The sequence below is a fragment of the Alteromonas sp. 4NH20-0104 genome (genome assembly GCF_057547795.1).
The window spans coordinates 125,103-151,304 of record NZ_BAAJLP010000008.1 but is presented as its reverse complement, the minus strand read 5'-3'; the positions used below and the strand labels follow the sequence as shown (position 1 = coordinate 151,304).

At 49.0% G+C, this 26,202-nt stretch carries 19 protein-coding genes; 5 read left to right on the top strand and 14 right to left on the bottom strand.

The window, feature by feature from the left end; genetic code table 11:
• Nucleotides 1-46 precede the first annotated feature (46 nt).
• Nucleotides 47-847, bottom strand: a complete 801-nt coding sequence (dapB, locus tag AC27IB_RS08120) for a 4-hydroxy-tetrahydrodipicolinate reductase (RefSeq protein ID WP_296053089.1) — start codon at nt 845-847, stop codon at nt 47-49.
• A 218-nt stretch (nt 848-1,065) separates the two neighbouring features.
• Here dapB and AC27IB_RS08115 point away from each other — a divergent pair, with 218 nt between their 5' ends.
• Nucleotides 1,066-1,749 carry a cytochrome b/b6 domain-containing protein gene (locus tag AC27IB_RS08115; RefSeq protein ID WP_487120160.1) on the top strand — a complete coding sequence of 228 codons (684 nt, stop codon included), beginning with the start codon at nt 1,066-1,068 and terminating at the stop codon, nt 1,747-1,749.
• A gap of 236 nt (nt 1,750-1,985) precedes the next feature.
• On the opposite strand, the gene AC27IB_RS08110 is transcribed toward AC27IB_RS08115, so the two are convergent.
• From AC27IB_RS08110 to AC27IB_RS08100, 3 genes are all read right to left on the bottom strand, one after another.
• A complete protein-coding gene (locus AC27IB_RS08110) occupies nt 1,986-2,984 on the bottom strand; it encodes a fatty acid desaturase (RefSeq protein WP_487120158.1) in 999 nt (332 codons plus the stop codon).
• A gap of 305 nt (nt 2,985-3,289) precedes the next feature.
• Nucleotides 3,290-4,381 carry a Rieske 2Fe-2S domain-containing protein gene (locus AC27IB_RS08105; RefSeq protein WP_487120156.1) on the bottom strand — a complete coding sequence of 364 codons (1,092 nt, stop codon included), beginning with the start codon at nt 4,379-4,381 and terminating at the stop codon, nt 3,290-3,292.
• A 21-nt stretch (nt 4,382-4,402) separates the two neighbouring features.
• Nucleotides 4,403-5,359 carry a PDR/VanB family oxidoreductase gene (locus AC27IB_RS08100; RefSeq protein WP_296050678.1) on the bottom strand — a complete coding sequence of 319 codons (957 nt, stop codon included), beginning with the start codon at nt 5,357-5,359 and terminating at the stop codon, nt 4,403-4,405.
• Between the two features lie 149 nt (nt 5,360-5,508).
• Between AC27IB_RS08100 and AC27IB_RS08095 the strand changes: the two genes are divergently transcribed.
• The gene (locus tag AC27IB_RS08095) at nt 5,509-5,973 is read left to right on the top strand and encodes a MarR family winged helix-turn-helix transcriptional regulator (protein WP_296050680.1); all 465 of its coding nucleotides are present in this window, start codon (nt 5,509-5,511) and stop codon (nt 5,971-5,973) included.
• Between the two features lie 155 nt (nt 5,974-6,128).
• Here AC27IB_RS08095 and AC27IB_RS08090 read toward each other — a convergent pair whose 3' ends face one another.
• The 7 genes from AC27IB_RS08090 to grpE form a co-directional block, all read right to left on the bottom strand.
• A complete protein-coding gene (locus tag AC27IB_RS08090; RefSeq protein WP_296050681.1) occupies nt 6,129-6,455 on the bottom strand; it encodes a DUF3392 family protein in 327 nt (108 codons plus the stop codon).
• Between the two features lie 143 nt (nt 6,456-6,598).
• Nucleotides 6,599-8,500, bottom strand: a complete 1,902-nt coding sequence (locus AC27IB_RS08085; protein ID WP_296050684.1) for a propionyl-CoA synthetase — start codon at nt 8,498-8,500, stop codon at nt 6,599-6,601.
• A 145-nt stretch (nt 8,501-8,645) separates the two neighbouring features.
• Nucleotides 8,646-11,189: a bifunctional diguanylate cyclase/phosphodiesterase gene (locus AC27IB_RS08080; protein WP_296050688.1), complete on the bottom strand. Its 2,544-nt coding sequence runs from the start codon at nt 11,187-11,189 to the stop codon at nt 8,646-8,648.
• 355 nt (nt 11,190-11,544) lie between these two features.
• Entirely contained in the window at nt 11,545-12,015 is a 471-nt protein-coding gene (locus AC27IB_RS08075; RefSeq protein ID WP_296050690.1) for a c-type cytochrome, read from the bottom strand.
• Nucleotides 12,016-12,145: 130 nt separating this feature from the next.
• Entirely contained in the window at nt 12,146-13,279 is a 1,134-nt protein-coding gene (dnaJ, locus tag AC27IB_RS08070; protein WP_296050693.1) for a molecular chaperone DnaJ, read from the bottom strand.
• A 227-nt stretch (nt 13,280-13,506) separates the two neighbouring features.
• Complete coding sequence (dnaK, locus tag AC27IB_RS08065; RefSeq protein WP_487120152.1) at nt 13,507-15,435, bottom strand: molecular chaperone DnaK; 1,929 nt, start codon at nt 15,433-15,435, stop codon at nt 13,507-13,509.
• Nucleotides 15,436-15,521: 86 nt separating this feature from the next.
• Nucleotides 15,522-16,160, bottom strand: a complete 639-nt coding sequence (gene grpE, locus AC27IB_RS08060) for a nucleotide exchange factor GrpE (RefSeq protein ID WP_487120150.1) — start codon at nt 16,158-16,160, stop codon at nt 15,522-15,524.
• A gap of 245 nt (nt 16,161-16,405) precedes the next feature.
• On the opposite strand from grpE, the gene AC27IB_RS08055 reads away from it, so the two are divergent.
• Both AC27IB_RS08055 and AC27IB_RS08050 read left to right on the top strand, forming a co-directional pair.
• Complete coding sequence (locus tag AC27IB_RS08055; RefSeq protein WP_487120148.1) at nt 16,406-19,777, top strand: PAS domain-containing hybrid sensor histidine kinase/response regulator; 3,372 nt, start codon at nt 16,406-16,408, stop codon at nt 19,775-19,777.
• A gap of 196 nt (nt 19,778-19,973) precedes the next feature.
• A complete protein-coding gene (locus AC27IB_RS08050; protein ID WP_296050704.1) occupies nt 19,974-20,816 on the top strand; it encodes a shikimate dehydrogenase family protein in 843 nt (280 codons plus the stop codon).
• A gap of 20 nt (nt 20,817-20,836) precedes the next feature.
• On the opposite strand, the gene AC27IB_RS08045 is transcribed toward AC27IB_RS08050, so the two are convergent.
• Nucleotides 20,837-22,171 carry an MFS transporter gene (locus tag AC27IB_RS08045; RefSeq protein ID WP_296050706.1) on the bottom strand — a complete coding sequence of 445 codons (1,335 nt, stop codon included), beginning with the start codon at nt 22,169-22,171 and terminating at the stop codon, nt 20,837-20,839.
• 112 nt (nt 22,172-22,283) lie between these two features.
• Entirely contained in the window at nt 22,284-23,189 is a 906-nt protein-coding gene (locus AC27IB_RS08040; protein WP_487120145.1) for a LysR family transcriptional regulator, read from the bottom strand.
• Between the two features lie 205 nt (nt 23,190-23,394).
• Here AC27IB_RS08040 and AC27IB_RS08035 point away from each other — a divergent pair, with 205 nt between their 5' ends.
• Nucleotides 23,395-25,257, top strand: coding sequence for a bifunctional sugar phosphate isomerase/epimerase/4-hydroxyphenylpyruvate dioxygenase family protein (locus tag AC27IB_RS08035; protein WP_487120143.1), 1,863 nt, complete (start codon nt 23,395-23,397; stop codon nt 25,255-25,257).
• Nucleotides 25,258-25,266: 9 nt separating this feature from the next.
• Here the strand turns inward: AC27IB_RS08035 and AC27IB_RS08030 are convergent, their stop codons facing one another.
• Complete coding sequence (locus tag AC27IB_RS08030) at nt 25,267-25,968, bottom strand: GntR family transcriptional regulator (protein WP_296053269.1); 702 nt, start codon at nt 25,966-25,968, stop codon at nt 25,267-25,269.
• Between the last annotated feature and the right edge of the window lie 234 nt (nt 25,969-26,202).

The window sequence follows — 26,202 nt, the reverse complement described above, 5'->3', positions numbered from 1 at the left end:
AAACAACAATTCATATAGCCGTTGTTCTGCCGTTTTATGTTTATTATTAATTTAAAGACAATACGTCATTCATGCCGTACTGACCGGCATTCTGCTGCGATAACCACATCGCCGCCTGCACGGCACCACGGGCAAAAGTCAAGCGACTGGAGGCCTTGTGGGTAATCTCAAGACGTTCGCCAATATCGGCAAACAATGCTGTATGTTCGCCAACTACATCACCGGCTCTTACCGTAGCAAAACCAATGGTATTGTGGTCTCTCGGCGGTGTCTTGCCCTCACGACCATAAACCGCACAAGCCGACAGATCGCGGCCAAGTTCATCGGCAATGGCTTCACCAATCGCCATAGCGGTGCCCGATGGCGCATCCTGTTTGAAGCGATGATGCGCCTCCAGAATCTCGATATCCGCTGTTGCCCCCAGTGCGCGGGCAGCCTGTTTTACCAGGGATAACATTAAATTCACCCCAACACTGTAATTTGCAGCAAATACTACCGGAATTTTAGTTGCGGCATCGGCCAGCAAGTTTAACTGCGCGGCAGATAACCCGGTAGTCCCTATGACCACAGGTTTATTATTCGTTACACACCACTGTAAGTTGCTGTCGAACGCTGCCGGTAAAGTAAAGTCAATCATCACGTCAACCTCTGCAGGGTTGATCGAGGATAACGCACTGCAGGCTGCCTCCAGTTTACCGATGCCAGCCAGTTCACCCACGTCCATGCCAACCCACGGAGAGTCATCACGAACCGATGCCACGCTCAGTGTTGCCGTGTCATGTTCATTCAGGGCCTCTATTAATACCCGTCCCATGCGACCATTGGCGCCAAAAAGACCTACTTTCATCGAAAACCTGCTTGCTTATTTTAGATGCCCTTGGTTGACTGTAGGGAACAGTTTTCCGGGCAATGTGACTGTTGATGGGCGAATTGTGCCTGATAGCCGGGCAGATGAAAACCCACAAATGGTTGAACTTTGACACGTGTCTGGGTTCAATGAAGTCACATTAAGCCGAAATGTAAATTATCACTTTGAGCAAACAGGTTTCTACAGGACTTATTGAAATGGAAAAACGTCTTATCTGGGATATTCCAACCCGCCTCTTCCACTGGCTGCTGGTAGCGTGCATCGTAGCGCAGTATCTTACCGCCGAGGTATTTGATGCCATTGCCTGGCATTTTAAAATTGGCTATTTCACGCTGGGACTCATTTTATTCCGCTTACTGTGGGGATTTTTAGGCACCACCTACGCCCGTTTCAGCCAGTTTTTAGCCGGCCCCGGCAAAGTGCTTTCCTACGCGAAAACCGTAACAAATCCTAACTCGGAAGAACACGCCGGGCATAACCCTATGGGCGGCTGGATGGTAATACTGCTGCTGCTGTTAGTGGCGCTACAGGGCATCAGCGGCTTATTTATCGGCGACGATATTATCAATAACGGGCCTTATTACGATGCCGTCTCCGAAGCCACCCGCGACACCATGAACACCATTCATCATACTGCTTTCAACATTCTGCTGGCGGCAATTGCGCTGCATATTATCGCAGTAGTATTTTATGCCCGATTTAAAAAGCAGTTATTAGTACCTGCCATGGTGCACGGCAAAAAGCCAACCACCGAGCCGGGAATAACATCTTCCAGACTCCTGCTTGCGGTGGTTCTGGTCATCATTGTGATTGCCGCAATGTACTACGCCATTGAGATTGCGCCTCCCGCCCCGGCTGTGGATGCGGATATGTATTATTAAACACGCTATCCAGCCCGTGAATTAAGCGGGCTTTTCACTTATTCACGACGGCACTAGCTATCGACGCTATGAATAAGCCGCCCCCCCTGACGCCTGTATTCAACTTAACGAGATTTTATGGTGAGTTCCCACCGGACGGTAGTGCGCGAGTATAGTCTGCCACTACTTAAGAACGTCTTCAGGTTAGTCGTTGAAGGCAATCAGCTACTGCGCAAACAGATCTGCCCCATCAGTCTTTATACTGGGTAAGCATTGGCGTTTCGCAAACTCTTAAAGTCATTAAACCTTACGCCTTGCTGCTTTAACACCTTATTTATCTTCTTGCTAATCCATTGGCGAATGTAGAAAGGTTGGTTTGGAACGAAGTGGTGTATGGTATGGGTTTGGCCGAAGTTGAAACTAAACAGCTGAAAAGGTAAAAACCATTTGCTGGTTATTACATGGGTTTGCTGATGAATATTGGTAACACCGCCGTAATAGTGCATGGAAGACGTTATAAAATTTAACGATGAAGACCGCACAATATTCGGCAAAATTAGCACGACCATTAAAAATTCAAATAAGTGAATAACCGGCCCGAAGGCCGAGGGTAAGTATTGCTCCATTGGCGTGAACAGGTTCAGTATGTGGTAAATTATCATACTGTAGAGCACCAAAAAGTATGCAGTGGTAACGGGGAAACCAGCGTGAAACACAGTTGCAAAACTAAACCCGTTAATTTCTTTTTTATACACTTTGTGAAACAACAGCAAGCCCGCTAAACCATCAACAATCACCAGCAGCCTTTTTATTGGGTTTTTAACGCCGTTGCCCACCAGGCGTTCTTCGAGATCCTGTGAAGTGCCTGAATGCTGATGGTGATGTAGATGAATTTTTCTTCTGTACCAAGGGTTGACTGTATTTGGCCGCATTAGCCACACAATTAACATCATCAGGTTGCGCACAAATGGCGAATTTTTAAAATACTGACGATGAATGAGGTCATGCTCCAATTCATGAGAAACCGAGGCAACTGCCGCTATACTCAGTACCGTTAACCACACCGGAATGACGGCAAAATAATACAAAGCCCCCAGGACGATCATGCTACTCAAAGACAGTACGAGCAGCAGCATGCCTAATGTGTTTTGAAATGCCAGAAAACGACATTTGCTGCGCAGCATCGCCTCTTCGGCTTTGATTGCCTGTACGATAACCCTGATTTGTTCCCGGTTTTCTAACGATTGCTGATTCATGTTTGATAAGTTTTTTAATTACACAGCGCCATCATACCGCGTTTACCGGGTATTTTGAGCAGAGAATATTGTGAAAAGGTTAAGTGGACTGTCTAGAAACCTTACCATAGGAGACTTCAGGTCTAACCGGCAATTGCTACAATGGCATTCGAGGCTCGCACGCTAAGTTGGAACGCATTGTTATAAATGCTATAGCCTGATTGAGAAAAACAAGCTGAATCAGGCTCGTTTTTTCCTATCAGGTCTTCATCAACAAACTCATCTGAAAAAACTGCCAGAGCGAGCCTCGCTCTGCAGCCACTCCCTCAGACCTGGCCGACAGCCTGGGATTGTTTCAACGACTCTACGATACGCCGCGCGCGGTTCGGCGCCACATCCACATGAATATCAATGGTTTTTTTGCCCGGAAATCGTTTCATGTTTTTATATTGCGCCTCAATCACTTCTTTGTCTTCATCGAAGGTGTACTTGGTCTGGTTAACGATTTGTTCCATCACCGCTTCGATGTTCGAACTGGGGTTACTGGCAATGGTCCAAAAATAATAACAACTTTCCTCTGTTTCCGGCGTCAGACCGTGAAATCCGCGCATGTGAAAACCGCCTCTGTCAGGGTCGCGAACAGAATCAGTATTGTGATTCACTGCACCGGTCCAGATCTCCAAATGTGAGGGGTAAAAAACAATTTCCTGCCAGCGATCAATCGACTCGCCGAATGGATACGCAGCACTGTAGGTCGGGGGAGGCGCAGAATTAAGCATATGCCGCACGACCTTTACACTTTCACCTTCCTGAGTCACTTCCATTGGCGCATTCATATGAATCTTTGCATTACCGCCAATGGTTTTAAGGTGAACGTAACCTAAATGACTGAGATCCAAAAGGTTATCATGGACTAACTGATACGGTGCTTGATAGTGGTAAACATCACCGTCAAAGTAAAACCCTGAATCACTATGAATTTGATAACGAGGTGGTTCGCTGGCAGGCTCACTGGTGGCTTCGCTGCCAAACCAAATCCACACAATCTCATCTTGTTCCTTAACCACATAACGGTGGATCTTAGCCCGAGAGGGAATTTTATCCTGTCCCGGTATTTCAATACATTTTCCGTCCCCGTTAAAAAGCAGTCCGTGATATCCACAGCGTAATCCACCCGCCTCTACGCTTCCAGAAGACAAAGGTAAAAAACGGTGACAACAGCGGTCCTCGAGGGCATGAACCTGACCATCTTCAGTTCTGAATATAACCAATGGTTCATTTAATAACGTCTTGCCTACTGGGTCCGACTTAACCTCTTTACTCAACGCGGCTACATACCACCGCGCTAATGGGAAGGAGTGACGAGTGCCATCCGTGGAGGTTTCAGTGCTATTGGGTTGCTGAATATGAACAGTCATATGCGCCTCTGCTTGAGTCAGTTAAAGTTCTATAGAAAGTGAAGAGGACAAGGCTCGCGAACAGCAAGGGGTAAACTGGTTATGCAGCCGCTTCTCCTCTTCAGTAAGGTATGCGTCCCGGTGGTCGACTTTACCGTCAACCACTTTCAGAAGGCATGTCCCGCATACCCCCTGCTCACAACTTGCATCAATCTCAATACCCGCTTCATCAAGGGCTTCCAGCGCAGTCTGCTCGGCACTCACCTGCACACTGCAAGCTGATTTTGTCAGATGTAACGTAAAACTCTTATCCGCATCAGTAGAATTATCAACATCATTTTGAAACATCTCCTTGTGTAACGACTGCGACGGCCAGTTTTGTACATCTGCGAGTTCAAAAACCAACTCCATGAAACCAGCCGGGCCGCACGTATAAACATGCTGTCCGTCCTGATATTCACCAATCAGCGACTTAAGTTGCTGACGGGTAGTCTGCCGATTGACCGCGGGAATAAGTACTGATTTGCCGGCAAAAGGCTCGCTGAGTAACTCAGACTGAAATGCCACATGCTCAGCCGGTTTATGCAAGTAACATATTGTGAAGTCCTGGCCACGCTCGGCCAGGGTATACCCCATTGATAATAAGGGTGTGATGCCTATTCCTGCCCCGATAAGCAGCACCGGCGCAGAATGCTCACCCAGTTCAAAAAGGTTGCGTGGTGCAGAGATCTGGACAATCTGACCTGCTTTAAACTCGCGGTGTATGTGCATCGAACCGCCACGGGAGTTTGGATCATTCAGCACAGCAATGCTGTAGGCATCCTTCGCAGAAGCTGCACTGCAAATCGAGTATTGCCTGACGATGGAGTCATTAACTCTTACATCGATGTGAGCCCCGGCCTTGAATTCTGGCAGCTGTTCTCCTTTCAACGCAGAAAGTGTCAATTTTAAAACTGCATCAGAGAGCTTTTCGTGCTCAGAAATTACAACGTCTATCATTTTACCCTCGCAACCCAAACAAACTATCAATAAATTATTAATAAACTATTAACAATAGCTTACTTAAAAATCAGTTGATATGTCAACTGTACGCACTATATTTAATAATTAGAAAGAAGTAATATATTGAATTTACGAGGTTTAAATGTATGTCCGACAGAAATCCCACTCTCCCTACACAGCTTGATCTTGAGCGCTATGTACCCGGTTTGATTACCTTTCTGGCGAATAAATTGTCAGCAGGCGCCTCAAATCTCTATCGCAAAGAGTTCGGCGTAGGCATTGTAGAATGGCGAATTATTGCGTTACTGGCAGTAGAAAATAATATCACTGCCAATTATATCTGCAGCGTCATTGGGCTAGATAAAGCACTGGTAAGCAGAACAGTTAAAAACCTAAAAAATCAACAATTGGTGACGTTGGCCAAGAGTAAAGCAGATAGTCGTCACTTACTGATTGCACTCACCGCGCGGGGTACTGAATTACATAGTCATATGATTAAGGTCGCATTATCGCGTGAGACACGGCTGCTTGAGGTGCTATCGCAAGAGGAAAAAGAAACCCTGATAAACCTATTGCAACGACTTAATAATCAAGTCGCTGAGTTAAAATAACCCATTGTTTTTGGGAAGCAAGTGAGCTGATGAATCATACATCATACTTTCCTGGCTTATTGTCTCAGACGTCTCGTCGTGGAGTTTTCTCCATTACCAGCCACTTGGATTTGTTGACGCGACAGCGCAGCATGTAAGCGGTTTGTATCCTCTACTCAGATATAGCGTCTTCGCTCTGCGGCCAGGCCTAACGCAATAAAAGCGAGAATAAACGCAACGCCGCGATACTCATAGGCTACAAACTTAGAGATATGATGAAGCAGTGGCGCGCCATAAAGCGTTAAAGCGCCGTATCCGAAAGCACACAGCAACACAAATAATCCGCTGCGCAATATAAAGTGCAGCCCACTCAGGCTGCGTTTAACCTGCTTGTTGATGATGTCGCCATAAACAACCAGCAGGGTTGCCATTAGCATCAGGCTCATTTCATTAAAATACCCCGCCAGCAAATCGCTGACAGGCGTGGTTAAAGACGCTATCACTACTACTCACCATCGTCTCGGAACGAGGCTGCATTTTGCAAGCGGGTGGCGGGGAAGTCAAAGAAAAAAGCCGGCTTGCGCCGGCTAAAAAAGCAACTTCCGAAGAACGAACAGAAGCCACTTAGATGTTGAACTGTTGCCCATTAGTCAGTGCCGGATTTCACCAGTCCCTGCTCTTTCATTATCGCTTCAATTTCGGGCACGCTGGCAGGATCGTCAATAGTTGAGGGCACCGCCACTTCCTGGTTAGAAGCAATCTGGCGTAATAGCTTACGCAGTATTTTGCCTGACCGGGTTTTAGGCAGCCTTGGCACCACCACTGCGCGCTTAAAGCAGGCAATAGGGCCAATTTCTTTTCTCACCATCGCCACCAGTTCTTTTTGCAGATCATCCTCGTCGATGTCGTAGCCATCTTTAAGTAATACCAGACCAACCGGCTCCTGCCCTTTCAACGCATCATGCACACCAATAACACTGCATTCTGCCACCGCGTCGTGCGCTGCCAGGATCTCTTCCATCTCACCGGTCGATAGGCGGTGTCCGGCCACGTTAATCACATCATCGGTACGGCCCATAATGAACACGTAGCCCTCGTCATCCTTATAGCCGCCATCACCGGAGCAATAATAGCCCGGGAAGTCGCTAAGGTAACCTGACTTGAAGCGTTCAAAGTCGCCCCAGATGGTTGCCAGACAGCTCGGTGGTAAAGGTAACTTAATCGCAATAGCGCCCTGCTCTCCAGCTGGCAACTCGTTTCCACGGGCATCCAGCACCTGAACATTAAACCCGGGTGTCGGCAGTGTTGATGAGCCGGGTTTGGCAGGTTTGGGCTCAACGCCCATCAGGTTGGCACAGATAGCCCAGCCGGTTTCGGTTTGCCACCAGTGATCAACGACAGGTTTACCGGTTTTATCTACGGTCCAAAGATAAGTAGGCGGATCGAGTCGTTCGCCCGCCATAAAGATCGTTTTCAGTGAAGAGATGTCGTATTTTTTAATTTCTGCCGCCTCCGGGTCTTCCTTACGAATCGCCCGAAACGCAGTAGGCGCTGCAAAAAGTGCTTTAATTTTGTATTCATCTACCATTCGCCAGAATGCGCCGGCATCAGGTGTGCGTACAGGTTTGCCTTCGTAAACAACGGTAGTGCAACCATGCAGAAGCGGGCCGTAAACAATATAGGAGTGACCCACAACCCAACCCACATCGGATGCGGCCCAGAACACTTCGCCCGGTTGCATGTCGTAAACCGCCGTCATGGAATACTTTAATGCCACGGCATGGCCGCCATTTTCACGCACAACACCTTTTGGTTTACCCGTGGTGCCAGAGGTATACAGAATATACAGCGGATCCGTGCCTTTAACCGCCACGCAATCGGCTGGTGTAGCGCCAGCCATGGCTTCTGCCCAGTCGATATCCATGCCTGCATGCATAGCCGCTTTGGCTTGAGGGCGCTGTAGCACAACACAACACTCAGGCTTATGCGCTGAAAGCTCAATGGCTTTGTCGACAAGCGGCTTATACTCAATCACCTTAGCCACTTCGATACCACATGACGCCGTCACTATCAGTTTTGGCTCAGCGTCTTCAATTCGAACGGCGAGTTCGTGGGGCGCGAAACCGCCAAACACCACTGAATGAATGGCGCCTAAACGGGCAATCGCCAGCATGGCCACCACAGCTTCGGTGATCATGGGCATGTAAACGACTACGCGATCGCCCTTTTCCACGCCCTGGGCTTTTAATACCCCGGCAAACAGAGCCACCTGTTCCTGCAGCTGGGCATAGGTAAGTACTGACTTGCTATTGGAAACCGGTGAATCGTAGATAATAGCGGGTTGATCGCCCCGGCCATTCTCAACGTGATAATCAACCGCCATATAAGCAGTATTCATCTCACCGTCTTCAAACCAGTGATAAATTCCGTCGTTGTCCTGGGTGAGAATGTCCTGCGGCGCTTTAAACCAGGGGAGAGCTTTGGCCTGCTCAGCCCAAAACTCGGCGGGTTGTTCAATTGAACGCTGATATTCGGCTTGATATGACATACAAATTCACTTCCTACACTATTATTATGTGGCTTGAAATCTTCATTGAAAACTTCTACATGCTATTACAGTAATAGAAAATGGGCCGTTTGCGCATACGACCATTGGCTTATATGTCGACAACTTTAGGCTAATTGCGCTTTTTTTAATCTAAATCAATTTTACTAAACGGACTGGTCATAATAAAGTCACGCCAGGCTTTTTCAGGTAGCGGACGGGAGTAGAAATAACCTTGAAAAAATTCACATCCGCGCTGACGCAGGTACTCACGCTGAAATTCATTTTCGATCCCTTCTGCCACGCTGCTCACCCCCAGAGCGTGAGACAAATCGATAATGGAATTCACGATCGGCACTTCATCATCATGGAAGTTAATTTCGTCAACAAAATAACGGTCTATCTTCAACTCAGAAATGGGTAATTCTTTCAGGTAACTCAGGCTTGAGTACCCGGTACCAAAATCATCAATAGAAAATGAAAAGCCCAGTTCGCCCAGTTTATCCATTCGCTCACGAACCAGGTCAATGCTCGATACCAGGGTGGTTTCGGTTATTTCCAGCATCAATGTTTCCGGCGTTAAATTCCACTTCTCAATAAGCTGCGTTATGGTTTCAGCAAAGTCTGCCCGCACAATGTGGCGACCGCTAATATTCACTGCAATGCGGGTTTGCTTGCCATGCTGCTCGCATTCATAAAGCAAGCGGCACGCTTCATTGATCACCCAGTTGCCAATATCAATGATAGCGTCACTTTCTTCCGCCACCGGAATAAACTCCACCGGACTGACCATGCCTAATTCAGGGTGTTCCCAGCGGATGAGGGCCTCCGAACCTATCACCTCGTTATCGGCATTAAACTGAGGCTGCAACATGAGGTAAAATTCGTTGTTCTGCAAAGCGCGCTGGAATGAATGGGTAATGGTGTTGTAACGGTTATAATCTTCAAAAGCCGCTTTATCCAGTGTCAACACGCTGCCCGGCCCCTGTTTCTTCGCGCGTTTTTTGCCAAAGGACAAAACGCCATTGACCTTTTCATAACTGGCTTTGGATGCCTCTAACCGACACGACGAAATAGCGGCGGTTACCGTATGAACTAAATCTTCTACCGCTATAGGTGTCACAATGGCTTTATGAACTTCCCACTCCAGGGCATTGATTATATTTTCATTTTCTCTATTTTCACCGTCTACTGGCGCAGTGGAAAGGATCAGGAAGTTATCGCCGATACCACGATATACCTTTAAATCGCCTTCAATTGTGGCACTGAGTCGCCCGGCTATCGTAGCCAGAATTTTATCGCCCACGTGCTTACCAAAACTCAGGTTGTACTGAGTAAAGTTATCCATATCGATCAGGCAACAATAAATATCCAGAGCATTGAATTGAGACGACGCCTGTTTCAGCACCCGGGTTAAATCCATTTCAAAAGACCGCATATTAGGTAAGTCGGTAAGATCGTCGAAATAGGCCGTCTTATAGATTTCTTCCATGGCCTTCTTACGTTCAGTTATGTCTTTAACAATACCGATAAACTGACGCTGGCCATCCTGTACCACCTCGGAAAGCGATAACTCAATCGGAAACACCCGGCCGGATTTATGTAACCCGGGGAGCTCACGCCCCACACCAATGATTTTAGCGCGGCCGGTTTCCAGATAGTGCTTAAGAAATTCGCTATGGTATTTGGCATACGGTTCAGGCATCAGAATACTGACATCCTGGCCCATTATTTCCTCGGGTTCATAACCGAAGATTGTCGACATTGTTTTATTAGCGGTAATGATGGTGCCGCTGGTATCAATGGTGACGACCACGTCGTTTAAATTGTCAAGGATAGCAGTAAGGTAGGCCGCATAATTGTATTCGGTTTCCAGTAACCGGTACTGTTCGGTGATGTCTTCCAGCGCGCCAAATACCTGTGTAACCTTATTCCCGCTGTAACGGGGCTTACCGGTGGCTTTAATGCGCAACACCTTGCCATCGGCGCGGCGCAGGAAGCCTTCATGGCAATATTCCCGGCCTTCAGTTACCACCTTGTCAAAAGATGCCATGATGGCTTTTTTGGTTTCCGGTGGAAAGAACGCCATAGCCGTTGAAATAGAGACCGGCGAGCCGTGAGGTAAGCCGTAAATCCGAAACATTTCATCGGTCCAGGTAATTACCCCCGTGCTAAGTTCGATTTCCCAACCGCCGGTTTTTGAAATAGAACCAATTTCGTTAAGTAGCTCAAGCTTCTGGTTTAAATGAGTGTTGGTACTGATAACCGGGCATTTATAAGTGTGAGCCCGTTCCAGAGCCAGTTTAAGGCGTTCTGAGGCCAGCTCCATGGCCATCTCCGCAAGGGGCGAGGCTTTATTCCCTTTGTTTAACAGCAACACCAGCACCCCCACAGGGGTTGTGTCTTCGAGCAGTAAAACCTTGCCTATCCCGACGTTATTTTCGAGGAGATCAAGGCTGTTTACCTGCAGGGTTTCAACGTTTTGTATTGCCTGGCTATGGCGATCAAACTGTTCAAACGACAAGGTAAAATCCCCCGCCTCAACAATGTCACCATTAGTCATCAGGAATAGAAGAGTGTCAGGTGTGCAATGCGCATTCAGCGTGAACACGGCAACGCCTGAGCAGTTTGACTTCAAAACTGCTTGCTCAGCAATATTGATAAATTCGAGTTCGGATACCTTTTCCAACATGAGGTGTCTGATGCGTCCTGCTAAAATTTACGGTTACTATTCAGCCGCTAATAATCCAGCCCGATACTAAGCTTAGAAAATTATTCCTGAATTACAACAAATAGAGACGTTATAATAACGGCCGGCCACACTAAATTTCGAACCTATTCAGCATACTACCAACCATAAATACTAAACTAAAGTATAGATTCGCTTCAATTTCCACGCTGTTTCTGGCATCAATCAGCATCCGCAGTTTTAGACTGACTAACCAGCTATTCGAGCTGAATAGTCAGATTGGTGATCAGGCAAGGATGACGAAAATAAAAAAGCCGGCTGATGCCGGCTTGGTGAATAACTTGTATATTAGCTAATATTACTCTTTGTAATCATCGTGGCATGACTTACAACCACCACCTAATGCGCCAATGGCTTTGCCATAGCTGTCTTCATCACCGGCCATTGCCGCCTTCTTAATACCGGTAGCCGCTTCTTTGAATTTGGCGATTTTAGTCATTACGTCTGACTCATTGCTAAACAGAGCCGGCTTGGCTTCGGTATCCACATCAAAACCGCTGGTGTCCACCAACAGGTAGTCAGCCATCATATCGGCTAACTGCTCAAGACGCGTCGCATTGGTTTGCATTACCTCAGCATCAAAGGGTAAAGCCCCTTTGGCCATACCAAACATTGGCGAGGCATTACTTTTTACCAGTTGAAACAACGACTGGCGATATTCTACCGCTGCTTCTGCCTGCTTTTCTGATTTAGCAACGGTCGCTGCATTCGCAGCAGTAAACATACCTGCTGCCATTAGTCCCACTGTAAATACCTTTACTGATTTCATTTCCTGGTCTCCGGTTATTAAAAGTTCGCTTTGGTCGGCGTAATTATTATGAGTTATTTTTATACTGGACAAACAAAAACGGATCAACAAGGGTTGATCCGTTAAATCATTAATTTTTAAAGCCGGATGACTAATTAGTCAGGTCATCGAAGAACTTTTTAACGCCGTCAAAGAAGCCTTGCTCTTTAGGACGGTGCTTAGCAGCGTCTGTGCCTTTGCCCATTGATTCGTCCAGCTCCTTAAGCAATTCTTTCTGCTTGGCCGACAAATTCACCGGGGTTTCCACCACGACTTTACACAGCAAGTCGCCAATGGCACCGCTGCGAACCGACTTAACGCCTTTGCCGCGTAAGCGGAACATACGGCCGGTTTGCGTTTCCGGGCTGACTTTCAGCTTCACTTTACCGTCCAGCGTCGGTACCTGTAGCTCGCCGCCCAGCGCCGCTGTGGTAAAGCTCAGTGGTACTTCGCAGTACAGATTGTTACCGTCACGGGTAAAGATGTCGTGATCGCGAACATGTACCTGCACATATAAATCACCTGCTGGTGCACCACTCTCGCCGGCTTCGCCTTCACCGCTTAAGCGGATACGGTCGCCGGTGTCCACGCCTGCAGGTACTTTAACCGACAGCGTTTTCGTTTCTTCCTTACGGCCCTGACCATGACACTCATTACACGGATCGCTGATAATCTTGCCGCGTCCAGAACACGTAGGACAGGTTTGTTGAACTGCGAAGAAGCCCTGACGCATTTGTACCTGGCCCTGACCATGACAGGTCGGACAGGTTTTCGGGCTGGTGCCCTTCTTGGCACCGGAACCATGGCAGGAATCACAGGCTACCAGTGTCGGTACGCGAATTTCCACTTCTTTGCCGCGCACGGCTTCTTCCAGTGACATCTCCAGGTTGTAGCGTAAATCCGCGCCCTGACGAGCCCGTGACTGACGACCGCGGCCGCCACCAAAAATATCACCAAACACATCGCCGAAAATATCGCCAAAATCAGCACCACCACCAAATCCGGCACCGCCGCGATTTGGATCGACACCAGCATGGCCATACTGGTCGTATGCTGCGCGTTTTTGACCATCGGTCAGTACTTCGTAAGCTTCCTGGATTTCCTTAAACTTTTCTTCCAGTGCTTTATCGCCCTGCGTCCGGTCAGGGTGGTACTTCATAGCCAGTTTTTTGTATGCTTTTTTAATCTCGCGCTCGCCGGCACTTTTGTCCACGCCAAGCACTTCGTAGTAATCTCGTTTCGACATATCGCTCGCTATTCCTACCCGTTAACAGCAATGCCTGGTGCATTGCCCGATTGCTTAATTGTTACTATACCCATTTCAGCAACCATGTGCTGCAATTCACTGCCCGAACTTTCGGCTGTCAACATAGTTTGTGGAATGGGTATTACATAAAAAGGCGCAACAAGCTGTGTGCTGCTGCGCCTGATGGTAACGCTCACCGGCGGCGAACCGCCGGAAATTCGTGTTACTTACTTTTTGTCGTCGTCTTTAACTTCTTCAAACTCAGCGTCAACAACGTCATCGTCAGGCTTACCCTGGCTTGCACCAGCGTCGGCACCTTCAGCACCACCCGCCGCAGCTTGCTGGGCCTGAGCGGCTTCCATCAGCTTGGAGGAGGCCTGGATTAACTCCTGAGTCTTCGCTTCGATTTCTGCCTTGTCTTCACCTTTAGAAGCGGTTTCCAGCGCGCTAAGGGCTTCTTCAATTGGCGCTTTATCGTCGGCGCTCAGGGCGTCACCTACTTCGTCCATTTGCTTACGGGTAGCGTGGACCATGCCGTCAGCCTGGTTACGAGCCTGAATCAGTTCTTCGAACTTCTTATCGGCTTCTTTGTTGGCTTCCGCGTCGGCTACCATTTTCTCGATTTCGTCCTCGTTCAGACCAGAAGAAGCCTGGATGGTGATCTTCTGTTCTTTACCGGTGTCCTTATCTTTAGCAGATACGTGCAGGATACCGTCGGCATCGATATCGAAAGTTACTTCGATTTGCGGTACACCGCGAGCAGCCGGACGAATACCTTCTAAGTTAAACTGACCCAGTGACTTATTGCCCTGCGCCTGTTTACGCTCACCCTGCAGCACGTGTACCGTTACGGCAGACTGGTTGTCTTCTGCGGTTGAGAAGGTTTGCGATTTCTTGGTCGGAATCGTCGTGTTCTTCTCAATCAGCGCGGTCATTACGCCGCCCATGGTTTCGATACCCAGTGAAAGCGGGGTAACATCCAGCAGCAGTACGTCTTTAACGTCACCAGACAGAACACCACCTTGAATCGCAGCACCTACAGCTACCGCTTCATCTGGGTTAACGTCTTTACGTGGCTCTTTACCGAAGAACTCTGTTACGTATTTTTGTACCAGAGGCATACGGGTTTGACCACCCACCAGAATGATGTCGTTAATATCGCTTACCGACAGGTCAGCATCAGCCAGCGCTTTCTTAACCGGCTCAAGCGACTCTTTCACCATGTCTTCAACCAGTGATTCAAGCTTGGCACGCGTCAGTTTGATCGCTAAGTGCTTAGGACCTGAACCATCAGCGGTGATGTACGGCAGGTTAACTTCTGTTTGCTGTGAAGAAGACAGTTCGATTTTAGCTTTCTCACCCGCTTCTTTTAAGCGTTGCATTGCCAGCGGATCTTTACGCAGGTTAATGCCCTGGTCTTTGTGGAACTCGTCTACCAGGTAAGTGATAACACGGTTATCGAAGTCTTCACCACCTAAGTGGGTATCACCGTTGGTTGCCAGTACTTCAAAGGTGTGTTCGCCGTCTACTTCATCAATTTCGATGATTGAGATATCAAAGGTACCACCACCTAAATCGTAAACCGCAACAACGTTGTCGCCTTGCTTTTTGTCCATGCCGTAGGCAAGTGCAGCAGCTGTTGGCTCGTTGATAATACGCTTAACTTCCAGACCTGCGATACGACCGGCATCTTTCGTTGCCTGACGCTGAGAGTCGTTAAAATACGCTGGAACAGTAATTACCGCGCCAGTCACTGCTTCGCCAAGATAGTCTTCAGCAGTTTTCTTCATTTTCTTCAGTACTTCGGCAGAAACCTGCGGCGGCGCCATTTTGTCGCCTTTCACTTCTACCCAAGCGTCACCATTGTCAGCCTTGGCAATTTTGAAAGGCATGATGTCGATGTCGCGCTGTACTTCTTTGTCTTCAAAACGACGACCAATTAGACGCTTGATAGCGAATAAAGTGTTTTCCGGGTTGGTTACTGCCTGACGTTTCGCAGACTGACCTACCAGTGTTTCACCGTCGTTAGTATAAGCGATGATTGATGGCGTGGTGCGATCACCTTCCGCGTTCTCAATTACTCGCGGTTTGTCGCCGTCTAAAACTGCGACACATGAATTCGTTGTACCTAAATCGATACCAATGATTCTGCCCATTACGTGTCTCCAAAAATTTTTTTAATCTTGCAAAATTAGTGGGGTTATTCACCACCAATTTCAATACCTGTAATAAAAAATAACTGTTAAGCCTGCGTATCTACACCGTCGCTTGGTGCACGCGAAACCATTACCATGGCCGGACGCAGCAAACGTCCGTTTAATTCGTACCCTTTTTGCATCACTGCCATTACCGTGTTCGGTGCAAAGTCAGCACTTTCCTGCATCGACATTGCCTGATGCAATTCCGGATTGAACGCCTCGCCTTGCGGATCAATAGGGGCCATTCCGAATTTTTCAATTGTGCTGACAAAAGATTTTAAGGTCATTTCGACCCCTTCAACCAGCGGCTTAATCGCTTCGTTTTCGGTATCCGCCATTTGCAGACCGCGTTCAAGGTTATCAATGACTGGCAGCAACTCACCGGCAAAACGTTCCAGCGCAAACTTACGGGCTTTTTCAACCTCACCATCGGCACGACGGCGAGCATTGTCAGCTTCAGCACGAGCTCGTAGCACACTGTCCTGTTGTTCAGTGACTTTAGCTTCTGCAGCCGCCAGCGCTTTTTCCAGGCTGGCAATTTTTTCTGCCGTTTCGTCTACTACTTCGCCTTCTACGGCCTCGCCTTCAACCACTTCCACCTGCTCGGCGTCAACGGCCTGGGCTTCGGTTTGGGGGTCTAGGTTTTCATTTTGTTCTGATTGCACGTCGCGCGGCTCGCTCATGCTTTCCTCCACAAGTTAATTGGGTCGTATTTCACATTGAGGCTATTTATGGGGGTGGTTTGACGCCCTTCAAGGGTATCCACAATTTTTTTATGGTTTGTGGCAATTTTAACGCTAATCCGCCGGTCGCCCGGCCAGGAGAGGCCATGCATTGCCCTGCAGGGCAATAAAAAACGTTTACAAAATATCAACATGGGCAGCTTTTATGCTAATTTAACAACGCATAAAATAAGGGCTATTTCAACATGCTAAATATTTGGAGTGTCAGCGCTATTGTACTGCTCTATCTGGCAGGCTTGTTTGCGTTGGCATTTTGGGGTGATAAAAAAATAGATAAAAATAAGCAGCACCCTGTCCTTTATAGCCTGGGACTTGGGGTCCACTGCACGTCCTGGGCCTTCTTTGGCACCACAACCCAAACCACCCACTACGGGTGGGCGGTGTTTCCAACCTACGTGGGCATTGCGCTGGTGATGCTATTTGCCTTTCCGGTGTTAATTAAAATTACCCGCATTTGCCAGCAAAACAGTGTCAGTTCTTTGGCTGACTTTATCAGCCTGCGCTATGACCGCTCGCACAGCCTGGCCGCGCTGATAACGCTGCTTTGCTTTGTCGGAGTAGTGCCTTACATCGCCCTGCAGCTTGATGCCATCACCGAGAGCATTAATTTGCTCACCGCCGACGCCGACAGTGGCTCAGGCACCGTGGGGTTATATGTGGCCGCATTAATGGCCCTTTTTGCCATTCTGTTTGGTACACAAACCCTTAGCCTTACCGAAAAACACCCGGGCCTGCTGGTGACCATAGCAGCCGAGTCGATGATCAAACTCGTGGGGTTAATGGTGGTCGGCATTTATGTTTGCTACGGCTTGTTCGACGGATTATTCGACCTGGTAGCGCAGGCTGCCCGGCATCCGCCGGGGCGCGACATTTTATATGCCGATAAGGGCTGGAGCGTTTATGTCAGCCATATCCTGCTGGGCATCTGCGCCATGTTTGTCCTGCCCCGGCAGTTTCATATGAATTTTGTCGAAAATAACGGTACCAGCGAGCTGAATACTGCCCGCTGGCTGTTTCCCTTATATTTGTTAGGGATGACTCTCTTTCTGTTGCCCATTGCCCTGGCCGGCAGTTTATTGCTCGACCCTACCACCGCTCAGTCCGACTCGTTGGTACTGGCTATTCCGTTACACGAGCAAAACCTTACGGTTTCGGTCATTGCGTTTTTAGGCGGCCTGTCGGCAACCACCAGCATGATCATCGTGGCCACCCTGGCACTGGGGATCATGATTGCCAACAACCTGATCACGCCACTGTGGTTTAAGCTCAAGCTAAAAAAGCAGGCACGCCACACCATGAAAGCCAGCCAGTTGCTGAATATCCGCCGGCTTACTGTGCTGGTCGTGCTGTCTGTGGCTTTCTGGTATCACGTCAACATTAGTCAGAGTGCGCCGTTAGTCAAAAGCGGTATCATTGCCATGGCCCTGTTATCGCAAATGTTGCCGGCCATGATGTTTAGCCTGTACTGGAAAAAGCGCAGCAAAACCGCCGCTATCAGTGGCATGTTGGCAGGATTTATTGGCTGGGTGGTCTGGATGCTTTACCCCAGCCTGCTCTCCAGCTATTACTTTAATCCTATCCCCAGCGATCAGGATCTCGCGACCAGTTATGTACTTAGTCTGGTGATCAACTGCGCGGTTTATATTTTGGTGGCTGCCCTGTTTCCAGCCAGTAAACTGGTCACAGCGAAAGAGCTTGCGCAGCCTGTTGGCCCCGAAGAAGAACCTGAGCTTGCCATTGCGGTGAGCGATTTACTGTCTTTAACCGAGCGTGTTCTGGAGCCCGGCGCTCACGCGACGCTGGCCAAACAGCTGAGTGGCCCTGATGCCAGTAACAGCCGTCAGGGCTATGCCAGCCAGGGGCTGTTAGTTCGGGTCGAAAAACTCATGGCAGGTCAGATTGGTCATCCCAGTGCGAGACTCCTGTTAACCGCCATTGCCGATTCTCAGGGACGGGGATTTTCCAATCTCGTCCACTGGGTGGAAGAAGCCTCGCAGAGTTTTCAGTTTAACCATGAAGTCTTAATGTCTTCGGTACAGCATATTCAACAGGGGATCGTAGTCCTTGACCAAAACCTCAGCATGCTGGCCTGGAACGACAGTTATCTGGATATGTTTAATTATCCTGCCGGCGTGGTTCAGGTTGGTATGCCCATAAAAGACCTGTTGCAATATAACGCCCGGCGCGGCTTGTTGGGCGAAGTGGGCAATATGCAGGAAGAAATCGACAAACGCGTACATTATATGGCGGCCGGCAGTCAGTATAAGTATGTGCGCAAACAGGCCGATGGCCGGGTCATAGAACTTAACGGCAGTCCCCTGCCCGGAGGCGGTTATGTTACCACTTACAGCGATATTACCGCTTACATCAAAATTCAGGACGAACTGGAGCAGGCTAAAACCGAACTGGAAGCAAGGGTTGCGCACCGAACCAAACAGCTCGAGGTCGCCAAGCAGGAAGCCGATCAGGCCAACTTAAGTAAAACCAAGTTTCTGGCGGCAGCGGGACACGATCTCATGCAGCCTTTTAACGCGGCCACTTTGTTTGCCTCAATGTTGGTTCAGAAAACCTCAGGCACCGAGCTTCATACCATGAGCGAAGGCCTGCTGCACTCGTTAAACAGTGCCGAATCCCTGCTGACTTCGCTACTTGATATGACCAAGCTGGAATCCGGTCGCCTGACAGTACAAAAATCCCATTTTGCGCTCGATGATGTACTGGCCGGACTGGTCAATGAATTTAAGATCATCGGCGAGCAGAAAGCGCTGAAATTGCGCTATGTGCCAACTAGCGTCAATGTTTATTCTGATCCCAAGTTGTTGCGCCGTATTATTCAAAACCTGCTATCCAATGCCGTACGCTACACCGACAGCGGCACGGTTTTAATTGGGGTGCGCCATCGCACCACCGACGCCGTAGAAATTACCGTTATTGATACCGGGCCGGGTATTCCCGAAAACCAGTTGCAGGAAATTTTTAATGAATTCCACCAACTCGATCAGCAGCATAATCAAGGCCTGGGCCTCGGTTTGACCATTGTGGAGCGTATCAGTCAGCTGTTGGTTCACCCGGTTAGCGTTGCCTCTCAAACCGGCAAAGGTACCGCCTTCAGTATCCGGGTTGAGCGCTCCCGGGAAGTCTTGCAGCGCAGCACGGATTCGATAGCTGACAAACGGTCAGAGGCAGTGAGATTACTCGATAACCAAGCTATTCTGGTGATTGAAAACGACGAACAAATCAGTACCGCCATGATGGCTTTACTAAGCGATTGGGGTGCCCGGGTAATGGTCGCAAAAACCACTGCCGAAGCCATCGCGCTGGAAGAGGTTCCCGACCTGATGCTGGTTGATTACCATTTGGATCATGGCGAGACCGGCATCAATGTTGTAAAACAGTTGCGTGAGCACTGGCAGCAAGCGGTGCCCGGCATATTAAATACCGCTAACCGGCACGATGGCGTTCGCGACGAAGCCCGTGAAGCGGGCCTGTTATACTTACCCAAACCATTAAAACCGGCCGCCTTAAAACGATTGCTACGCCAGCACAAACTGTTGTAAACGCAGTGCTTTAGTTAACTCAACGTTATATTAAGCCTTTATGATGGGCCTGTTCCCCGGATTTTAGTGCCCGCGCTGCCGCAGTGATTAACGCCATGTTATAGCCCTACCTACTTTTGATATTTTACACCCAGCCCGAATCCCGCTGTAATAACGTCAGTACACGCTGGTAGTTAATTTAGGAAGTACGGTCGTTATGCAAAAAAAACTGGCGCTCATGGGCGCCCATATTGCTCGTTCAAAAATGGCAAAGCTGCAACGGTTCCTGGCCCATCAGGCAGGTGAAGCCCTGCACTATGAATTAATTGATTCAGAGGTCATTGCCGACTTTGACCCCATGCGCTGCATTGCCGGTTTAATGGCAAATGACTTTCATGGCATCAACGTCACCCATCCCTATAAGCAGGTTGTTTACAGCCACGTCAGGGCGCCATTGGTAGCGTCACACGATAAAATTGGATCTTACAACACCCTGCGCTTTATTGATGGCCATTTATATGGCGCCAACACAGACTACAGTGGTTTTAAGCAGGGCTACCTTTTTCGTCGCGGCAACCAAAAGCCTGGCCGGGTGCTGATGTGTGGCGCTGGCGGTGTTGGCCGTGCCATTGCATTTGGACTGGGTGAGTTAGGAGCCTCACACCTCTTCATCGCCGACATTGTGCCGACCCAATCCGAAGCTTTAGCCAATGTGCTGCAAGCACACGGAATAAGGGCCTCAGCGGTGCCCGTAGCCGACATAAGTCAATTGCAAAGTAACGTCGACGGATTGGTTAACTGTACGGCATTAGGAATGTATGGCAAGCCGGGCTCGCCTTTTGATCTCAACGGTATGCACGGTCAGTCATGGGCATTTGATGCAGTTTATATTCCCCTGAAGACCGATTTTATTATGGCCTGTGAAAAAGCCGCGATGGCATGTATGACAGGATTCGACCTGTGGATTTTTCAGGGGCTCGATGCCTTTGCTCACTTTACCGGTCATAAAATCAATGCCAGCGAACGACTTATTAACGAGGCATTAAGCTGGCTCGACTGACTCAGCCAGCGTAAGCGAAGCTAATTCGCGAAATCTGCATCCCGGATAAACAGTGTAACGGTGCCGGCCAACAGCACCGGGATAGCAAACACCCAGAACGTTACTGCCAACCCGGCACCGGATTGCAGTAAATATCCCCCGACTAAAGGCCCCATTACAGCCCCTGCACGGCCAGCACCGACCGCCCAGCCCACACCAGTAGCCCGAATATGAGTAGGATACAGCCGTGCTGAAGTGGGCCAAAAGCCATTAAACCCACCATTTAAAGTAATGCCGAGCACAAAAGCGGTGAGCAAGATCAGGCTGACACTCATCGACACATTCCCAAAGATGATAAGCGTGATCGCAGCCAACACGAAAAACAGGAATATCATGCGCTGCAGGCCAAACCGGGCTGATATCCAGCCCAGAAAGATACTGCCGACAAACGAGCCCATATTATACGCAGCGCCGGCAAATATGCCCTTCTCTAAAGGCAGGCCGGCATCCACGGCTATTTTAGGGATCCAGCTGATCACGAAATACAGGGTAAAAAAGCCAAAGAAGACACCCGCCCACAGCAATAAGGTCGGCCGCGTACGACCTTCTCTGAATAACGCTTTAACGGAGGTTTTGCTCACTTCTCCCTGGCTTGCCGGCAAACTACAAAGGACTTGTGCGTTCAGGCTGGCCAGGGTTTTATTAATCTTCTGTAACGCATTGGCTGGCTGTTTCTTTAATAAAAATTCCGGCGATTCGGGCATCAGGAAATACACCACGGGTAACATGCAAAGCGTAATAAGGCCGCAGACTTCAAACATCATGCGCCAGCCAAATTCAGGAATAAGCCAGGCCGACGCAAAGCCGGTAATCACTGCGCCAATCGGATAACCCGCCTGCAAAAATGACACACACAGATTGCGCCGTTGTTTAGACGCAAATTCTGAGGTCATGGTGGCCATACTGGCCAGAATCGCTCCAACGCCAAGGCCGGTAACGACTCGGGCAATAACCAACTGGGTCAACGACACCGACCAGGCGGAAAACAACATGCCCGTGCCAATCGTAGTAACAGCCAGTAAGATCATCTTACGCCGTCCAATAACGTCTGCGTAAGGCGCGATCACCAGGCATCCTGCCGTCATCCCCACTAAAGCAGCACTGAATACGGCTCCCAGTACCGCAGGTTCGATCGACCACTCCACAGCCAGCACCGGCGCCGCATAGGACATTAACACCACATCCATGCCATCTATCATATTCAGGGCAAAGCAAATCATCACCACCAGAATCTGCAGAGGGGCCATTTTCTTATTATCTAATACATCACGAATGTGCTGCGTACTTTGCTCAAACTCGTCAGTGACTACAGACATGAAACTTCTCACACGGTTGTATAATTTTTATTAAATTTTCGTAAAGACCATCACTGTACTCTAACCATAACCGCTTAACTTACAATTACCCGGATATAGCAAAGGTATAACATCAGGTTAAGCCATGTTTGGCCAGATGCAGCATGCTTGCGCGCGCATTTTCGTAGCACAGCCGTAAATGGTTAGACATGGATACCTCCGCATGTCTGACAAAATAGACCTGTTGCGCCGGGGCCGCCAGTGGGATAGCAGTGAGCTCGGGGTAGCGTTGAGTTACCGCGCTGTATTCAAATGCAAGCGTCACCCCGAGTTGTTGTTCAGCCATAGCACAGGCATCATCAGAATAGCGCACCATTACTGCGGTGTAAGGTTCTTCGCCTAGCTCTGCAAACCCCTGCTTAATCAACTGACCGAGTAAGGTTTCCGGAAAATAGCTGATAAATGGGGTTTTCACCAGATCGGCAAAACTAAGCTCGCAACGCGAGGCCAGTGGATGGGAACGGTGCACAATGGCTTGCAACCTCAGTTCAATAGACGGTTCCGTCAACAATAACGGGTGGCTGATGTTGCCAAAAGCAATAGCAAAATCGATGCGGCGCTGACTAATGTATTCGACCATCATTTCATTTGCCAGTGTCTCCAGCTTCAGCACACAGTCCGGCTGTGCCTGTCTTACTCGCGCGAATAACCAGGGCATAACCACATTAGACAGACTGGGTGTACAGGCAATATGAAACTGCTGGCTGTCCTTTTTAATAATCCGATTAATGGTGTCATCCAAACCTTCCACGCGCTGATAAATCGGCTCCAGTTCGCGAAATAATTCCAACCCTTCCGGCGTTGCAATCAAACGGCCCTTATGCCGTTCAAACAGCGCAATACCCAGCTTATATTCCATGTATTTCAATAACCGGCTGATCCCCGGCTGGGATACATTTAAAATTTCTGCTGCACCACTGATTGTTTTGGCAATCATTACGGCTCTGAACACTTCTAACTGTCTAAAATTCAGCAACATCTGTTATTAACTCTTAGGCTCAACTTGCCTTATGCCCGGGAGGGTATTCCCTGCCCGGCTATTAACCTGATGTTATACATTAGCGAATAATGGATCTTTTACAAGTGATTACCGAGCGCCTTAGTATTCCTGCATAAATTAACATTCAGCGACGATGACTAACCAAAGTCATCGAAGCGTCGTCTTACAGATGGGATAGTCAGCCATGAAACACGCCATCGCCTCAGTATGTCTGTCGGGGGATCTTCGCCAAAAAATTGAAGCGGCTGCGGCGGCTGGATTTAGCGGTATCGAAATATTTGAAAACGACTTGCTGTTATTTGACCAGCCGCCTCAGGTGGTTAAGCGCATCGCCGACGATCATGGCATTGCCATCGTTGCCCTGCAGCCTTTTCGTGACTTTGAATGCATGCCCGCCCATCTCATGGCGCGTAACCTTGACCGCGCACAACGCAAGTTCGACGTCATGGACGCGCTGGGCACTTCAACGCTGTTTATCTGTAGTAATGTCTCCACTCAAACCATCGATAGTCGAGCTCTGGCCAGTGAACACTTGCATACCCTTGCTAAGCTGGCCGCCGAGCGAAATCTCCAACTCGGCTACGAAGCGCTGGCCTGGGGCCGCTATGTATCACGCTACGAGGATGCCTGGGAAATTGTGAAACAGGCGGATCATCCCCATCTGGGAATAGTGCTTGATAGCTTTCATTTATTTGCCCGCGGTGGCGATCTGTCATTACTGGCAGAGATACCGGGCGACAAAATAACCCTGGTACAAATTGCCGATGCGCCCTGGCTGGATATGGATGTATTGCAATGGAGCCGCCATTTCCGCTGTTTTCCGGGACAGGGCGATCTGCCCGTGGTGGCATTTATGCAAAAGGTCATGCAAACAGGCTATGACGGCTATGTGTCCCATGAGATATTTAACGATGAATTCCGCTCCAGTCCGGGTACCAGTACTGCGCAGGATGGCAAACGCTCGCTACTCTGGCTGGAGGATGAAGTGATCAAAAGCACGCCGGATATTCTGGCTCCCCCCCTGCTCGACCAGCACAACTTCCCCCCCTCGCCATCGGTTAACGATGTAGAGTTTATTGAATTTGCCACCGCCGGTGACAGCAGAAAAGCTCTGCTGGCGCTTATCCAGGCACTTGGTTTTATCCAGACCCACCAACACCGCCATAAGGATGTAGCGCTGTTTCGCAACGGTGATGTGAGCTTAGTATTGAACCAGGAGCCCGACAGTTTCGCGCAAAATCACTATCTGGTGCACGGCACCTCAGTTTGTGCCATTGCTTATCAGGTAGAAAATGCCGAGGACATGGTACAACGGGCAGAGTACTTCAGTTACCCGGGCTTTGCGGCTCACCCGGAAAATGGCGAAATGCGTATCCCCGGGATCCGCGGTATGAATGGCGAACTGGTGTATTTTGTTCAGGCACTGGCCGCTCAGCGACGTTTTTTTGATGTGGATTTTATGCCGTTGGAAATCCCTGCCCCGACGCCGGCATACGCCATGCGGGTGGATCATATTACCAGCGGCATTGCCGAGTCTGAATTTTTATCCACCTCACTATTTTACCGGGCTTTATTCGGGCTCGATATTGCCCAGCCCCAGGATCTGATTGACCCTCATGGCCTTATCGTCAGCCGCACTGCCACCAGTGCCGACAAGAAAATCAGATTACCTTTTAATATGTCCCGCAGTGGCAATGCCTCAACCGAACGCTTCCGGCAGAACCATGCCGGTTCGGGTGTGCAGCACATTGCTCTGCATTGCAGCGATATACTCAATTACGTTAAGCACCTTGACCCGTCCGTAGTATTGCCAATACCGCAGAACTACTACGACGATTTGGACGCAAGATATGATTTGCCGGACGAGCTGGCGTCACAGCTACGCCGCTATAACCTGCTTTATGATGAGAGTCAGACCGGCCACTTTATCCACTTTTACACCAAGCCAATCAACGGCTTATTTTTTGAAATAGTGCAACGCAACCAGTACGCAAATTATGGTGAAGCCAATGCCGCTGTGCGCATGGCAGCGCAGGCGCGGCTGTAAGCAACACTGTTATTCAGAACGGATGGTTTTCGACACGCCACTGGCCGATAGCTGCTCATAACTGTTTAACGCCGCCTGGGCATGCTCTTTCATCAACGCTTCCGCTCTGGCGCCCTGGCCGGCGGTGATGGCCTGCACAATGGCGTGATGCTGCTGGTGGGCATAATAAAGCCGTTCATATTCGCGTTCGGTTTGTTCTGGGTTAAATACCAGCGCATTTACCGATGCCATAGGCAGGTGTTCATTTATCTGCAGGGCCATAGCAATGGCATTATTCTGACTGCCTTTAACCAGGCAATCATGAAACTGCCGGTTAATTTCAACATAAGCCTGTACCTTCGCCTCGTTAAAAGAGCGTTCGGCAAACAATTCATCCCCGGCCTGCAAACAGTGCCTGAGTGTATCTGTCAGTCCGGGGGCGAGATCCTTTTCCACAATCTGACGCACGGCCAGTCCTTCCAGAACACCTCTGACTTCCACCGAACCGGCAATTTCATCATTGGTTATTTGCCTGACCTGATAACCGCGGCGCGGCAGTTTAGTCAGTAGCCCCTCCTGTTCGAGCGCACGAAATGCAATACGCACAGGTGTCCGGGAGACGCCCAGTAACTCTGCGGTAGGAATTTCAGCCAGCCGGTCTCCCTGTTGCAATGCGCCGGAAAGAATTTTATCCCGCAAGATACTCAGTACGGCATGTTTATCTTTTTTCATTTATCTACATCCTGAACTCTGATTCCCGACTGTTAACCGGGAGCATGATCACATTTTGCGGTGTAATGGCATTGTAAACAAGCACACAACCACATTTAAAAATGGATCCAATATTACTAATCATAGTGACCTTAAAGTTGATATTGGCGCAAAACTGGCTTTTTACACTTAAAATTGGATCCAAAAACACTGGAAACATAAAATTAACATTGTTAACATTGGATCCAATTTGAA

Coding starts and splice junctions, on each gene's coding strand:
- AC27IB_RS08100 (WP_296050678.1), bottom strand. CDS start 5,359: ATGATAGACGTTGTAATTTCTGAGCACGAAAAGCTCTCTGATGCAGTT.
- AC27IB_RS08110 (WP_487120158.1), bottom strand. CDS start 2,984: ATGAATCAGCAATCGTTAGAAAACCGGGAACAAATCAGGGTTATCGTA.
- AC27IB_RS08050 (WP_296050704.1), top strand. CDS start 19,974: ATGCAAAAAAAACTGGCGCTCATGGGCGCCCATATTGCTCGTTCAAAA.
- AC27IB_RS08095 (WP_296050680.1), top strand. CDS start 5,509: ATGTCCGACAGAAATCCCACTCTCCCTACACAGCTTGATCTTGAGCGC.
- dnaK (WP_487120152.1), bottom strand. CDS start 15,435: ATGGGCAGAATCATTGGTATCGATTTAGGTACAACGAATTCATGTGTC.
- AC27IB_RS08035 (WP_487120143.1), top strand. CDS start 23,395: ATGAAACACGCCATCGCCTCAGTATGTCTGTCGGGGGATCTTCGCCAA.
- AC27IB_RS08040 (WP_487120145.1), bottom strand. CDS start 23,189: ATGTTGCTGAATTTTAGACAGTTAGAAGTGTTCAGAGCCGTAATGATT.
- AC27IB_RS08055 (WP_487120148.1), top strand. CDS start 16,406: ATGCTAAATATTTGGAGTGTCAGCGCTATTGTACTGCTCTATCTGGCA.
- dapB (WP_296053089.1), bottom strand. CDS start 847: ATGAAAGTAGGTCTTTTTGGCGCCAATGGTCGCATGGGACGGGTATTA.
- AC27IB_RS08030 (WP_296053269.1), bottom strand. CDS start 25,968: ATGAAAAAAGATAAACATGCCGTACTGAGTATCTTGCGGGATAAAATT.
- AC27IB_RS08075 (WP_296050690.1), bottom strand. CDS start 12,015: ATGAAATCAGTAAAGGTATTTACAGTGGGACTAATGGCAGCAGGTATG.
- AC27IB_RS08080 (WP_296050688.1), bottom strand. CDS start 11,189: ATGTTGGAAAAGGTATCCGAACTCGAATTTATCAATATTGCTGAGCAA.
- grpE (WP_487120150.1), bottom strand. CDS start 16,160: ATGAGCGAGCCGCGCGACGTGCAATCAGAACAAAATGAAAACCTAGAC.
- AC27IB_RS08085 (WP_296050684.1), bottom strand. CDS start 8,500: ATGTCATATCAAGCCGAATATCAGCGTTCAATTGAACAACCCGCCGAG.
- AC27IB_RS08045 (WP_296050706.1), bottom strand. CDS start 22,171: ATGTCTGTAGTCACTGACGAGTTTGAGCAAAGTACGCAGCACATTCGT.
- AC27IB_RS08115 (WP_487120160.1), top strand. CDS start 1,066: ATGGAAAAACGTCTTATCTGGGATATTCCAACCCGCCTCTTCCACTGG.
- AC27IB_RS08105 (WP_487120156.1), bottom strand. CDS start 4,381: ATGACTGTTCATATTCAGCAACCCAATAGCACTGAAACCTCCACGGAT.
- dnaJ (WP_296050693.1), bottom strand. CDS start 13,279: ATGTCGAAACGAGATTACTACGAAGTGCTTGGCGTGGACAAAAGTGCC.